This is a genomic window from Rheinheimera sp. 1928-s (genome assembly GCF_029269265.1).
GTDB lineage: Bacteria > Pseudomonadota > Gammaproteobacteria > Enterobacterales > Alteromonadaceae > Pararheinheimera.
Genome location: NZ_JARIXP010000012.1, coordinates 1 through 14,356 on the forward strand (window position 1 = coordinate 1; position 14,356 = coordinate 14,356).

The window sequence follows — 14,356 nt, forward strand, 5'->3', positions numbered from 1 at the left end:
AATAGCCCAGATTATTACCAATCTGGTGTTCAATGCACTGATCCATGGTGTAAAAGACAGACCCGATCCGAGAATTCAACTTAGTTTTAGCCAGGAAGGACGAACCTTGATGATGAAGTTCAGTGACAATGGCAAAGGTTTGGACCAACGAGCCTTGCAGCATTTGTTTGAGCCTTTTAAACTGACAGTCACCAGGTTATAGACAATATGTGCTCCCAGTCCTGTGCCACCGTTATTGCGGTTGGTGGTATAAAAAGGCTCAAACAAATGCTGCAAGGCTCGTTGGTCCAAACCTTTGCCATTGTCACTGAACTTCATCATCAAGGTTCGTCCTTCCTGGCTAAAACTAAGTTGAATTCTCGGATCGGGTCTGTCTTTTACACCATGGATCAGTGCATTGAACACCAGATTGGTAATAATCTGGGCTATTGCACCAGGATCGGAATAGATCACTAGATTAGAGTCACACTGAACATCCAGCAGACAACCTGCTTTATGCAGCTGTGGTTTTAATGTCAGCACAACATCCTGCACATAAGTAGCAAGGTTAAATTCTCGTAAACTGACATTGGATTGATCCACTGATACTTTTTTGAAACTCTGTACTAAATCTGCTGCTCTGCCTGTGTTGACCTGCAAAATTTTCAGGCCTTCGCGCAAATGCTGTAAAAACCGCTGAAACTGGCTTTGTTGCAGCACTTTCTGATCAACAGCGTGCTGAACTGTGTCAAGTTCTGTCTGTAAATGACTGGATGCTGTAACACAAATACCCAGAGGCGTATTAATTTCATGAGCAACCCCAGCCACCAATGAGCCAAGTCCGGCCATTTTTTCCTGAGTGATCAATTGCTGCTGGGTTAATTGTAACTGCTCAAAGGAGTCAGCATTGGCCACGGAGATTGCGACATAGCTGGCTAAAGTGCGCAGCAGTTCAATCTGCGAATCAGAGTAAGCCTGTTCTTTTAAGCTTTGAACAGAAAACACGCCAACAGCTTTGCCGCTGACCGTCAGTGGGAAATACAGTACAGATTTAGTCATGACACCGTAGAGAGGCTCTGGGATCATAGGTAAATACTCAAGAAATTCAGTAGCTTCTCGAATAATCATTTCTCGTTGATTGTTAAAACAATACACCGCTGGGGTAGCGGCCTGCTCTAAATCAACATCAAAGCGTGGCGCCAGCTGGTTATCTTCCATCCAAAAAGCAAAGTCGAGTTTATGCTCTGTCTCGCGATAAATGCCAATCAGCAACACATGAGCATCCAGCATCTGCACCAAGTGAGAATGACAGCGAGTTAATACCTGCTTCAAATCCAGGGAGGCTGTGATTTCCCGACTAATTTGTTGCAGCAATGTGATGTCTTGATAGGAGCGTTGTAATGCCTGATGTTTTTCTTGTAACTGACTGGTTTTTTGACTGAGTTCCTCGGTGCGTAAACTGACTTGAAGCTCTAATTGGCGCCGCATCTCCAGTTGCCGTTTCATTTTGTGCTGAAACCAGGAAAAACAGCTAAACAGCACCAGAACGACCAGCGCAGTTCTGAACCACCAGGTCATCCACCAGGGCGGTAATACTTCAATAGCTAATGAGGTTTGAGTTTGCCAGGGACCTTCACCTATGCTGGCTTCTGCATGCCAAACATAATTGCCTGGTGGCAGGCGGGTGTAAGTCGCAACAGGCTGGCTGGCCTGGATCCAGTCGCGGTCGAAGCCATTGAGTTGATAGCGGTAACGCAGCGTTTCGGGCTGAATAAATTCCGGCACTGAGAAATGCAGGCTGAACATATCCTGCTGATACATTAACGTTAGTTGATCCAGTGCCGACAACACCACAGGCAACAGAGATTGGGTTCCTGGCCGTGCAGGCTGAACTGCTTGGTTAAACAAACTCAGACTGGTCAGTTTTAAGCTATTTAAAGGCCACTGCTGAGGTAACTGATCAATCTTGTAGAAATCCAGCCCTTCTTTACCGCCACGAAACAACCAGCCTTCGTGTTCAGCCCATGATCCTATCCAGGTCACACTTTGCACACCAAGCCGTTCATCCAGATTGAGGTAACTTTTCTGCTCCGGCAAAAAATGTTGACGATACAATAAACGAAACAACTGAGCTGAACGCAGCTCTGTATCATCATCAGCTGCAGTCAGATAAGGTTTAAAACCTTCAATCTGCGCTGGTGCATTTTTGGACCTCAATACACGATGACGTAAATTACCTGCATGTATCCATAACTGTCTATTCTCTTCAACCACCAGTTGAATGCCATTAAATTGCAGGCCATGTTGACTGGCATCCTTCTGTTGCCATTGTTGCAGCTTTCCATCCTGCTGGTTGTAAAGAAACAAACCTTGATCGGCACTACCAATCCAGATCAGACCAAAGCTGTCCTGATACACCAGGTTAATATCATCCACCGGCAAACCGGGTTTGCTGTATCTGTTCAGTGCTGTGATCTGTTGACCATCGGCACTGACAATAAAAACGCCGTGTCCACGTGTTCCTACCCACAGCTGCTGTTGGCTATCCGTAAACAATGATTTAATGACAGGTTGTGCTTGAGTATCGCCAAGCAAGGGCACTGGCTGCCACTCTTGTGTTTTGGGTTTGAACTGCCAAAGCCCCTGCTCGGAACCTGTCCAGAGAAGATCCAGTTGAGGCGCCCATCGAACCTGCCGTGCGCTGAAATCCAGGCTACCATCTGGCATAGGGATAGCTTCAAGACGGCCTTGTTGGGGATTAAATCGTAATAATCCACCTTGTCGATTAGCCAGCCAGACAGTACTGCTGTTAACTACTTCGATACCTAGTACATCACTGGCTGGCAATAGCTGTGGTTGATCTGTTGCTGTGGGTAAAGTTCGGATATGGCGGGCAAAGCGACTAATACCTGCCACACGCAACTGGTTGATAGTCCAGACCGTGCCTTGCTTGTCCAGCATCAGCGCATAAATACTGTTGCCGGGTAATCCCCCGCTGAATTGGCCCTGATGCTGGAATTGTTGCCAGCTCTGGCCTGCGTCCTGCTGATACCACAATCCCGCATTGTAACTGGCCAGCCACAAACCGCCGGCTTCATCCTGGAGCATGTCGGTTAATTGGGCCTGGCGTAATGTTGCAGGTTGTACAGGAATGGTCAGCTCACCAGAACTTATATCAAGCTGCAACAAACCTCCGCTAAAACTGGCCAGCATCAGATGCTGAGGACTTTTCAGGTGAAGTTTATTAATGGACCCTGCCGATTGCCCTTTATCAACTTTATGCCAGCCCTTCGCTGAGTTTTGCTCCGGATGCCAGGCAATCAGCCCCCCGCCCGTGCCGGATAAAGTCCGCAGAGGTGCGTCACCTGAAGCCAGATACAAGACGCCATCTGCCGCCATCAATAAATCGTTGATGTGGATACTGGAGACGCCATCCACACGGGCAGGTAATGGTTGAGCTGTCAGGCTTAGTTGTTGCGGTTCTAACAGAAATAAACCTGCCCCATAACTGCCAACCCAAATCCGCAGCTGCGGATCCTGATACAACACAGAGATTTCACTGGAACCATTGTTGATGGTTGCAGGCAATGCCACCCGGCTGAAGCTTTCTGAAGCGGCATTAAATCGGTTCACACCCGCGTAACGGGTGCCAACCCACAACACTCCCTGTTGATCGACCAGTAAACTACTGATCCAATCAGCGGACAACGAAGCAGGATCGGTCGCATCGGCTCTGAACACTGTGACTTCAGATCCATTCAAACGGTAAAGACCATGCTGAGTGCCAAGCCAGATTTGGCCAGCATGATCCTGCGCCAGTGCAGTAGAGGAGATATGAGCCTGGTTCTGTTCCAGAGCAACAAAGCGGCTATAGACCTGACGCACCTGTTCAGATGCATTAGCTACGTTCACCAGAAGCAGCACAAACCCTAGCAATAAGGACCAAAGGCCTTTTACCACAGATGTTCCCCAGCTATACCTCATTGTTTATTCAGTATTTACCGCTTTCACAATTTGAGCAAATTAACGAATTAAATCTAAGGGCAGGCCAATGGCAGCTTTTCTATGTAATAAAAGAGCCTTGCTGGGCAAGTCAGTCTGACTGCAACAATAACTCTTCCAGGCAATGCTGCTGTATGCCGTAAAAGCTTTTGATTTGTTGCACTTGAGAGAGCAGTTGTTGACGATTTTTGGGTTTCTGAGTTTTTACCGCCAGGATCATCTTATTTTTACTGGTGTGCTCCAGGGATATGAATTCGAACACCTGAGTTTCATAACCATAAGCTTCCAGCAGCAAAGCGCGCAGGCTATCGGTGAGCATTTCGGCTTGTTCACCTAAATGAATACCGTGTTTCAGCATAGGTTGCAGTAAAGGCGGGCTGATCAGTTGCGGCCGCAGCTGTTTATGGCAACAGGGCGAGCACATAATCATCGAAGCGCCGGTGCGAATGCCCATATGAATGGCGTAATCTGTGGCTATATCGCAGGCATGCAGGGCTATCATCACGTCTATGCCTTTGGCCTGGAAATGTTTTACATCGCCCTGCTCAAAACCAATACCCTGCAAATTTAAATCACAGGCGACGCCGTTGCATAAATCCACCAGTTCCTGACGCAGCTCCACTCCTGTTACTTTGGCATCGAGTCCCAACTGATGTGTCAGGTAATCATGCACCGCAAAGGTCAGATAGGCTTTGCCAGAGCCAAAGTCAGCGATATGCACTGCTGGCTTTTGTTTTAATCCGGTTTGACTTAAAGCCCGGTCGAATACTTCGACAAATTTATTGATTTGCTTCCATTTACGCGACATAGCCGGTACCAGCTTATGCTGGGCATCGGTGACGCCAAGCTGCTGCAAAAAAGGCCGCTCTAAAGTCAGAAACCGTTGCTTTTCTTTATCATGGCTTAAAACTGCCGAGCTGACAGCAGCTTGCTTAATAGCTTTGGTGCTGCTTAACACTTTGCCCTTTTTACTGACACTCAATTGAGTTTCGCTATCGGAAGCTGTGAAGTGAGCTGCTTTAAACTCTGAGCCTAAAAGATTTTGGATCTGTTGAAATCCTTCAGTCACGGCAAAGTTTTTGGTGATATCCCGGGTTTTATGCCGGTATAAAAAACTTAAATGCGCAACATCTTTTAAAACCACAGGCCGCACTTCAATCCGCACCAGGCTGCTATCCTCGCCCTGATAACTGCTTAACAGCAGCTTTTGCCAGCTGTTGTTTTCAAGCTTTTGCTGGAGGAGTTGGATAAAGGCGCTGAAATCTGAAGTACTCACTGAAATTCTCTGCAGTCAAAAAAGGCCGTTAGTATAAACCTTTGTTTCGGCGCCACTCCAGAGTTGTTTAGGGGGCCGACGAGGTTTTTGTCTCTGGTAAAGGCTCGCTATCAAATTCAATCTGAGACTTTTCGACAAAATATTCCGGCAGCTCAGCCTGAATAGCAGGAGTTAGATCTTTAAATTCGTTTACCTGTTTCACCAGGTTCGCCCTGCCCTTGTACAGCTGACTTTCGGCTGTCTCATAGGCTTCCTGCGCTTTGTTTAGGCTCTCTTTGACTCTTAAGAAAGTCGTCAGAAAGGTGCGTAGTTTGTTAAACACCGCATCAGCACGTTTTGCCAATTCTGCTGTATGTTTATGTTGCTCTTCGTAGCGCCACAACTGACGGACAATATTGAGGCTGGTCAATAAAGTGGTCGGGGTCGCCACCAGTACATTTTGATTTAGCGCTTGTTGAAACAAAGTTTCATCAGCTTTTAGCGCCTCCACAAAAGCCGACTCTATAGGCACAAACATAAACACCAGGTCGGGTGAATTCAGGCCCGGTAACTTGTGGTAGTTACGGTCAGACAGCTCTTTAATGCGGGCAGCCATCGAAGCCACATGCTCCTGCAAGGCCAGTTTACGCTCAATATCATCCTCTGAGTTGATATAACGGCTATAGGCATTCAAGGACACTTTGGCATCAATAATCAAATGTTTACCCTGAGGTAAAAACACCACTAAATCAGGCCGTAGTTTATTACCATCTTCTTGTGTGACTGAAAATTCACGCTGATAATCCTGACCCGCTCTTAAGCCTGAACGCTCCAGCACATTTTCCAGTACCAACTCCCCCCAATTGCCCTGAGTTTTTTTCTGGCCTTTTAAGGCCACAGCCAGTTGGTGTGCTTCTTCGGTGATCTGTTGATTGAGAATTTTTAAGTGCTGCAGCTCGTGATTGAGCAGCGCCTGCTGCTGGCTGTCTTTGAGGTGAATATCTTCCACTTTGCTTTTAAAGGCGTCCAACTGCAAACGGAAAGGATTCAATAAGCTGTTTAGGGCTTCCTGATTAGAAGCCTGAAAACGCACCGACTTATCTTCAAATATTTGCTGCGCAAGCTGCTGAAATTCAAGACTGAGTTGTTGTTTGCTGTTTTGTAATAACGCCTGTTGCTCGGCAAAATGCTGCTGCTTTTCTTTTAAACTAATTTGTAAAGCACTGTGTTCACGTTGCAACTGCATATAGTCTTGCTGCTGCGTCTGATGCTGCTGTTTTAACTCCGTCCAGAGCTCAAACACCTGCTGATACTGGCTTTGACTACGGGCTAATTCTGCGGCGTATTTTTGTTGCTGGTAACTTAAATCTTTAAAGTCATCCTGAGCCTGCTGCAATTGCAACTGATATTGTTGTAACAACTGCTGGTCGTGCTGGCTTTGCTGTGCCTGAAGCTGGTTTGTGGTTTGTTGCAATCCGAGTTGTTGTTGCAACTGAACTGCTTTGCTACGGAATAGGATCAAAGCCCAGACGCAACAAAGCAAAACCACAGCCAAACTACTACTTAACACAAACAAAGCTTCTGTGGTCATGGTTCTCTCTACATCATCCGGATAACAAAGATCAACTGGCTGGTTGTCCTATTACACATGTTTTCTCAACACAAGCACTCACTGGCGGCAGCAGCATCTGACAGGTAGACATTAAGCCAAGCTTTTCATTTTGCTGCTTTTTTAGCTTCTGGTAACGTTCATTAGTGTAGCTTAACATTTTTTCATCTGTATGCTGTGTGGAGTAAATCAGATACTGATCCGGCCCACCACAAGGACGAGCTCCAACCCCAATCACTTTACACTGATTGTCTTGTTCGCACTCTTTGTTTTCAGTTAACCGTTCCAGTCTTAATTGCAACTGGCGGGTGTCGAGCTGCAGCTGTGCTAAAGGGCCATCCAACTGGGTAGTCAAGCTGTCTTTATTTGCGGGAACTGTAGCGCAGCCTGCAAGTGATAATACAAGCACAGCCAGAGTTAACGTTTTTTTCATTTTTATCTCCTGAACAGCGTGATCACCAAGATGGCGAAAAGCCTGCAACGGCGCATTAACCGCCTATATTAGAGGTCCGAAGCGAAGGGAACAAGAGAGTTAAAGAAGAAATTTGTAAGCAATTTATTAACTTGAGTAAAGAGAGCCAGCCTGGCCCTCTTTACTCGATCAAAAGAGGGTAAAGGTTAAATTTTGGCTTCCAGCTCAGGCAAAATTGCGAATAAGTCGCCTACCAGACCATAATCAGCCACCTGGAAAATGGGTGCCTCTGGGTCTTTATTAATTGCCACTATCACTTTGGAATCTTTCATACCGGCCAAATGCTGAATAGCACCAGAAATACCCACAGCTATATACAAGTCTGGCGCTACAATTTTACCTGTTTGGCCTACCTGCATATCGTTCGGCACGAAACCCGCGTCTACTGCAGCACGTGAAGCACCAATAGCAGCGTTCAGCTTGTCTGCAATACCGTTTAATAACGCGAAGTTTTCGCCATTTTGCATACCACGACCACCAGAGATGATGACCTTAGCAGCCGTCAGTTCAGGACGCTCTGATTTCGTCAGTTCTTCACTGACAAAAGCCGATACACCTGCATCTTTAGCCACACTGATAGTTTCAATGGCTGCGTTATTGCCAGTATCTACCGCATCAAAAGCGGCAGAACGCACAGTCAGCACTTTAATAGCATCGCTGCTTTTTACCGTCGCAATCGCATTACCAGCGTACACTGGACGCACAAAGGTATCGGCGCTTTCAATGGCTATGACGTCTGAAATTTGTGCCACGTCTAATAAAGCTGCGACACGTGGTAAAAAGTTTTTGCCGTTGGTGGTCGCGCTGGCTACTACATGCTGATAATCCTTCGCCAGTTCAGTCACCAGCAGGCTGATATTTTCTGCCAGTTGATGCTGATACACAGCCGAATCGGCGTGCAGCACTTTTGTCACACCTTGTAATGTCGCCGCTTCTGAGGCCGCAGCAGCAGAATTAAAGCCAGCCACTAACAGATGAATATCACCGCCAATCTGGCTAGCCGCTTTTACGGCTTTATGAGTATCCGCCTTCAGGCTCTGATTATTGTGTTCCGCTATCACTAAAATGCTCATCAGATCACCTTCGCTTCTTGTTTTAATTTCGCTACTAACTCATCCACAGAGCTGACAATCACACCAGCCTGACGGGATGCAGGAGCTGTGACTTTCAGCGTCGTGACGTTAGAGCTTAAGTTCACACCATAGCTGTCTGCCGCTTTTACATCCAAAGGCTTTTTCTTAGCCTTCATAATGTTAGGCAATGAAGCATAGCGTGGCTCGTTTAAACGCAAGTCTGTCGAAACTACAGCAGGTAAGCTCAGCTCTACTTGCTGTAAACCACCGTCTATTTCGCGGGTGACTTTTACTTTGCCATCAGCCACTACTACTTTTGATGCAAAAGTGCCCTGACCCATACCAGTTAATGCAGCCAGCATCTGGCCTGTCTGGTTGTTGTCTGAGTCTATGGCTTGTTTACCTAAAATCACCAGTTGCGGCTGCTCATCAGCTACTACTTTGCTTAATAATTTCGCCACTTGCAGCGAATCTAAACTCAATTCGGTTTCAATCTGCAACGCTCGGTCTGCGCCTAAGGCTAAAGCAGTGCGCAGTTGCTCCTGCACAGCAGCAGGGCCTATAGAAACCACCACTACTTCTGTCGCTATACCTGCTTCTTTTAAACGCACAGCTTCTTCCACTGCAATTTCACAAAACGGATTGAGCGCCATTTTTACGTTAGCTAAATCCACTCCGCTTTGATCGGCCTTTACCCGTACTTTGACGTTGTAATCTATGACCCGTTTGACCGGTACTAAAATCTTCATAAAAACCCCATTCGGCCGCTATACTCAGCACTAAGTTGACGTTAAGGTAAAGCTGATTCTTTCCAGGTCATCAATCTACTTACTGTTGACGTTAACGTCAACCTGAAATACCCTAGCAAATAGCAGAAGTTATGAATTTTATGTCAAGTTAATCATCCATCAGCAGAACAAGGCTAAAAGCCAGACAAAAAAGATGGATAAGTTGAGGTTGTTGTGGTTGAACGTGAGTCGATGGAATTTGATGTAGTGATAGTTGGTGCAGGCCCTGCGGGTTTGTCGAGCGCTATCCGCTTAGCTCAACAAGCCAAAACAGCAGGCACTGAAATAAGTGTATGTGTTGTTGAAAAAGGCTCTGAAGTGGGCGCCCATATTTTATCCGGCGCAGTGTTTGAACCCCGGGCTTTAAATGAATTATTCCCTGACTGGCAAAAAATGAATGCGCCAGTGACAGCCTCGGTTACGCATGACCACATTTATCTGTTAAAAGATGAACAAAATGCGCAAAAGCTGCCGAATTTTCTGGTGCCTAAAACCATGCACAATGAAGGCAACTACATTGTGTCTATCGGTAATTTATGCCGCTGGTTAGCCACTCAGGCTGAACAAATGGGTATTGAGATATTCCCTGGTTTTACCGCCGCAGAGTTACTGATTGAAAATGATATCGTCAAAGGTGTGGTTACAGGTGAAATGGGTGTTGCCCATGATGGCAGCCAGAAAGACAGCTACGTGCCAGCTATGGAACTTCGTGGAAAATACACTGTCTTCGCTGAAGGTTGCCGTGGCCATTTAGGCAAAGAGCTGATTTCCCGCTTTGAACTGGATAAAGGCCGCTCTCCGCAACATTATGCCTTGGGTTTTAAAGAAATCTGGGACGTACCGGCTGAGCAACATCAACAAGGTTTAGTGGTGCACAGCGCTGGCTGGCCATTACAACAAGATACCAGCGGTGGCGGTTATTTGTACCATGCTGAAGGTCAACAGATTGTGGTTGGTCTTATTGTTGACTTGAACTATAGCAACCCACACCTGAGTCCTTTTGAAGAGTTTCAGCGTTATAAGCAACACCCTGTGATTAAACAATATCTGCAAGGCGGTAAACGTGTGTCTTATGGCGCCCGTGCTATCGCTAAGGGTGGCCTGAATAGCTTGCCTAAAATGACCTTCCCCGGTGGTGTATTGGTGGGTTGTGATGCTGGCACGCTGAATTTTGCCAAAATCAAAGGCAACCATACGGCGATGAAATCAGGCATGCTGGCCGCTGAAACTATTTTCGAGGCGTTGCAGCAAGATAAAACCGGTGCAGATTTAACTGAATTTGCAGCGAATTTTGAGCAAAGCTGGTTATTCGACGAGCTGTTCCGAAGCCGCAACTTTGGCCCTGCGATGCATAAATTTGGTTCGTTCTGGGGCGGTGCTTTTAATACGCTGGATCAGAATATCTTCRCAGGCAAACTGCCGTTTACGCTAAAAGATGACACTTTTGATCATTTGACGTTACGACCAGCGGCTGAAGCCCCCAAAATTCAATACGCTAAACCCGACAATAAATTCAGCTTTGACCGTTTATCTTCAGTGTATTTATCCAACACCAACCATGAAGAAGATCAGCCCTGCCATTTAAAACTGGCCGATGCCTCTATTCCTGTGCTGGTGAACTTAGCCTTGTACGACGAACCAGCACAGCGTTATTGCCCTGCAGGTGTTTACGAGATAGTGGAAGAAAATAATCAGCCACGATTGCAAATCAATGCGCAAAACTGCATTCACTGTAAAACCTGCGATATTAAAGATCCACGCCAGAACATCACCTGGGTCACACCTGAAGGTGCTGGTGGTCCAAACTACCCGAACATGTAATAGTCAGGGGGAGATGGGATCAGAAGCAAAAAACTAAAATCGACAGCTTCTGATCCCATTTATTTCATATCCTTGTCGGATTAATGCGATATTTTTCAGTTTTATTTTTCTGATTATCAAAAAGTTCAATTCTCTTTGATAATTTTGCTGTACTGTACTTCAAGCCAATTGTAATAATAGACAGCTAAGTCTATGTTTATGACTCAGATCGAAAGTAGCTCAGAACAATAAAAACAGCTTGGAAGGTTATCCATGAGTACAAAAGTGATAAAAAGCAGCGCCGGTAAAGACGATGTAAATTTAACAGTGCGTCCATTCTCCGCCACTGAAACTGAAGCTGACCTGAATTTTGGTTCTGGCCGCTATATGTATTTCACTGAACGCGACCTGAGTCGGATCCTGTCCAATCTGGATGCCTTGCGAAACAGCGTGTTCCCTATTCCCCCCTCAGAAGTTGAAGACGTTAACAGACGACAGCAACAGTTTCCTTCGGTTTGTTTAATTGGCTTAGGTCGATGTGGCTCTAATATAGCGCTTGATGTGGCGTCTCTTGTCTATAATGCCCGCAGCTTCTATATGAACGAATTTAATATTGAAGAACGTCAGCAAAAAGAAACCGAATACCGCCCTGTACGCTGGATCAAAAAAGGCCTGAATCTGGATAAGTCGCATCAGGTGAAACCGGTGTTTTTGATTGAGCCTTTGGTGATGCTGGGTGACCTGGATAAAGATATCGAAGGTCGTATTCGTTTTTCTCATAAAGGTGAAAAATCCAATTTCCTGCAAGACTATAACAAAATGAAAATTATGGACTTATCTGAAGTCCATGCTGGTGGTGCAGGTAACGCTCCTATTCTGGGTCAGTATTTAGCGAAAATCATTCTGAACAAAGACACACAGAAGTTTTCCAACCCGGACTGGAAATTTATCCACTCTTACCTGATTGACTCTTGTGGCATCAAAGCCAACCAATCCCGTCTGTATTTTTATATTTTCAGCGCCGGTGGTGGTACAGGTTCTGGTATGGCGTCTGAGTTTGGTTTGGCCCAGCAGTACGCTTATATGGCTAAAACTTTTGATACCAGGCCAGAAATGGAAAATGAAGCCAACGCTGGCCACTCTTTTGTATTTGAACCTATCTTCACCAGCGGTATCTGTATTCTGCCGAATATTACCGATCACGGCGTGGAGATGTCAGAAGCTCTGCATATCAACTCAGGCCGTTTGTTATGTAAGTATTTGGCTGAAGAATGGGATTTCTCGTACAACCTGGAAAATGAAGACAGCGCCGAATCCAGTGTGATGCACCGCATCCGTCCCTGGAACGCGATGATGCTGATTTCTAATGACATCATGCGTTATGCCGAAGAAACCGATGACGGTGAAATTCAGCATATTGACGTGAATGCCATGGAAAAATATGCCAACCAGTATATTTCCCAGCAGATTTTTAACATCTTAACAGCTCAGGCTGTGACCACAGATTACGACGAAAACTACTTCCGCCGTGCCGGTATCGACATTGGGGAAACCATACGTTTAGATGCCAACGACTTATTTATGAGTCTGGCAGGCCCTGTGGCTGTGGCTTATGCTGAGTCTGTGATCCCAAGTACTCCTGCTGCAGTGGATAAACTGAAGTTGTTTGATAAAAACAGCAACAGCGGTCTGAATATTGACGACCTGTTTTTCCGCTCCATTGACCTGCCCCACTTTAATAAAGTAACGCAGGCCATCGAAGGCATCAGTTTGTTACCTATCGAATCTGGCCGTTACCGTGACGCTTTAGCTTCTTATGTAAAAAGTGGTTACGATCCAAAAGACTTAAAAGACCTGCACTTCTTCAAGAACTGCTCGTCCGTTGTGTCTATTATCTCGTTGCCAAAAGACTACAAGCTGTCGTACATGGATTTAAATCGCCTGAAAAGCCATTTAAATACCTTGTTCCCGAACACGACGTTAAAGCGTTACGCGCTGGTGATTGGCGCTTCAGCCAATATCTCGCTGACCACTTTGATTGTTAAGAGTCCGTGTTTAAGTGATGACTTCCTGACCTTGATCGTGTCTTTTATCAAACGTTGTTTTGCCAAAGACGATTATCGTTTTAACGACTCACTGGACAAAGCCATGCTGGACTTTATCCGGGACGATCATTTTGATGAAGAACGTCTGGACGATATGCTGCACGAATTTGAAAACCCGGCAAAAATTCTCGATACCAACTGGTATGCTATTAAACCTATGTACGAGAAAAAATACCGTGAGCTTATTCGTAATAAAGACAAGTTTGTCTCTATTAATGACATTCGTTTATCCCGTGACAGTGTGAAAAAGTCTATTCACTATCTGCGTGAAATTTATCGTCATAAGATCAGTAAAACTAAGGTTATTTCACTGAATAACCTGTCCGATAAAGGTGCTAAACCTGAGCCTGGCGCGGATAAAGCCTAAGTCGCAAGCCTCCGCTGTGCGGGGGCTTTTTTTATGTTTATCTTTTTTCCTTATAACGGAGTCCTAATGAACCTCTCTCACTCCTTGCTGCTGGGCAGCTTTATGTTGTGCTCTTTTACCTTACAAGCCAACACTCACGACAATATGAATGCCACCTTGTGGTACCAAAGTTCTGCAGAATTTAAAGCCAGTGCTATTCAGACTTATCAAACAGCGGCTTTACAGCTGCCTTTGGCGATAGCGGATAAAAACTGGACAGCTTTGACAAACCAGAAAGAGAATTTCCAACAACTGCCGCCCGCTATTATTGTCGATATTGATGAGACTATTCTGGATAACTCCCCTGTTGCTGCACAAAGTGTGTTGTTAAATGCGGGTTTTGATCCAAAACTGTGGGACCAATGGGTCGCAATGGCTTCAGCCAAAGCTATACCGGGCGCGGTGTCTTTTGTCAACAAAGCTGAAGCAGCTGGCGTCAAAGTATTGTATATCAGCAATAGAGAGTGCGAAAAACGCACAGGGGTAAATGATAGCTGCCCACAAAAAAACGATACGCTGCGTAATTTAAAAGCTGTAGGTATAGAAAAAGTTGATGCTTCACAAATCTGGTTAAAGTCAGAACAGCCGCTCTGGAGCAGCGAAAAAGAAAGCCGCCGCCTGCTGGCTGCCAAAGACTTTCGCATTTTAATGTCGATTGGCGATGATTTTGGTGATTTCCTGCCTGACGTGAAGAAAAACATCACACCAGAACAACGTTCCACTTTGGTGGATACCTACCAGAACTACTGGGGAACAAAATGGTTTGTATTAGCCAACCCAACTTATGGATCCTGGCAGACTATTTTAGAACAACCTAATAGCCAGTATTTGCAGTCAGTACCATCCAAACAATAAACACATAATTGG

General features: G+C 45.7%; 9 protein-coding genes. 3 read left to right on the plus strand and 6 right to left on the minus strand.

Going from position 1 to position 14,356, the window contains the following annotated elements; translation table 11 throughout:
* Positions 1–75: 75 nt before the first annotated feature.
* The 6 genes from P3C17_RS19650 to P3C17_RS19675 all read right to left on the minus strand — a co-directional run bounded on the left by P3C17_RS19650 (position 76) and on the right by P3C17_RS19675 (position 9,139).
* Entirely contained in the window at positions 76–3,939 is a 3,864-nt protein-coding gene (locus P3C17_RS19650) for a two-component regulator propeller domain-containing protein (protein WP_300931008.1), read from the minus strand.
* 133 nt (positions 3,940–4,072) lie between these two features.
* Positions 4,073–5,257, minus strand: a complete 1,185-nt coding sequence (locus P3C17_RS19655) for an SAM-dependent methyltransferase (RefSeq protein ID WP_300931009.1) — start codon at positions 5,255–5,257, stop codon at positions 4,073–4,075.
* A gap of 67 nt (positions 5,258–5,324) precedes the next feature.
* Positions 5,325–6,827 (minus strand): DNA recombination protein RmuC, encoded by a 1,503-nt coding sequence (locus P3C17_RS19660; protein ID WP_300931010.1) that lies wholly within the window; start codon positions 6,825–6,827, stop codon positions 5,325–5,327.
* 31 nt (positions 6,828–6,858) lie between these two features.
* Positions 6,859–7,278 carry a hypothetical protein gene (locus tag P3C17_RS19665; RefSeq protein ID WP_300931011.1) on the minus strand — a complete coding sequence of 140 codons (420 nt, stop codon included), beginning with the start codon at positions 7,276–7,278 and terminating at the stop codon, positions 6,859–6,861.
* Between the two features lie 185 nt (positions 7,279–7,463).
* On the minus strand, positions 7,464–8,390 hold the full coding sequence (locus P3C17_RS19670; protein WP_300931012.1) for an FAD-binding protein: 927 nt from the start codon (positions 8,388–8,390) through the stop codon (positions 7,464–7,466).
* The gene (locus P3C17_RS19675) at positions 8,390–9,139 is read right to left on the minus strand and encodes an electron transfer flavoprotein subunit beta/FixA family protein (protein WP_008898984.1); all 750 of its coding nucleotides are present in this window, start codon (positions 9,137–9,139) and stop codon (positions 8,390–8,392) included. Before P3C17_RS19675 ends, P3C17_RS19670 begins: the two co-directional genes overlap by 1 nt.
* Positions 9,140–9,370: 231 nt before the next feature.
* Here P3C17_RS19675 and P3C17_RS19680 point away from each other — a divergent pair, with 231 nt between their 5' ends.
* The 3 genes from P3C17_RS19680 (at position 9,371) to P3C17_RS19690 (ending at position 14,344) form a co-directional block, all read left to right on the plus strand.
* Positions 9,371–10,999 (plus strand): electron transfer flavoprotein-ubiquinone oxidoreductase, encoded by a 1,629-nt coding sequence (locus P3C17_RS19680; RefSeq protein ID WP_300931055.1) that lies wholly within the window; start codon positions 9,371–9,373, stop codon positions 10,997–10,999.
* Between the two features lie 366 nt (positions 11,000–11,365).
* Entirely contained in the window at positions 11,366–13,450 is a 2,085-nt protein-coding gene (locus P3C17_RS19685) for a hypothetical protein (protein WP_300931056.1), read from the plus strand.
* A 66-nt stretch (positions 13,451–13,516) separates the two neighbouring features.
* Entirely contained in the window at positions 13,517–14,344 is an 828-nt protein-coding gene (locus P3C17_RS19690) for an HAD family acid phosphatase (RefSeq protein ID WP_300931013.1), read from the plus strand.
* Positions 14,345–14,356: the final 12 nt, after the last annotated feature.

Coding starts and splice junctions, on each gene's coding strand:
- P3C17_RS19670 (WP_300931012.1), bottom strand. CDS start 8,390: ATGAGCATTTTAGTGATAGCGGAACACAATAATCAGAGCCTGAAGGCG.
- P3C17_RS19690 (WP_300931013.1), top strand. CDS start 13,517: ATGAACCTCTCTCACTCCTTGCTGCTGGGCAGCTTTATGTTGTGCTCT.
- P3C17_RS19685 (WP_300931056.1), top strand. CDS start 11,366: ATGTATTTCACTGAACGCGACCTGAGTCGGATCCTGTCCAATCTGGAT.
- P3C17_RS19660 (WP_300931010.1), bottom strand. CDS start 6,827: ATGACCACAGAAGCTTTGTTTGTGTTAAGTAGTAGTTTGGCTGTGGTT.
- P3C17_RS19665 (WP_300931011.1), bottom strand. CDS start 7,278: ATGAAAAAAACGTTAACTCTGGCTGTGCTTGTATTATCACTTGCAGGC.
- P3C17_RS19675 (WP_008898984.1), bottom strand. CDS start 9,139: ATGAAGATTTTAGTACCGGTCAAACGGGTCATAGATTACAACGTCAAA.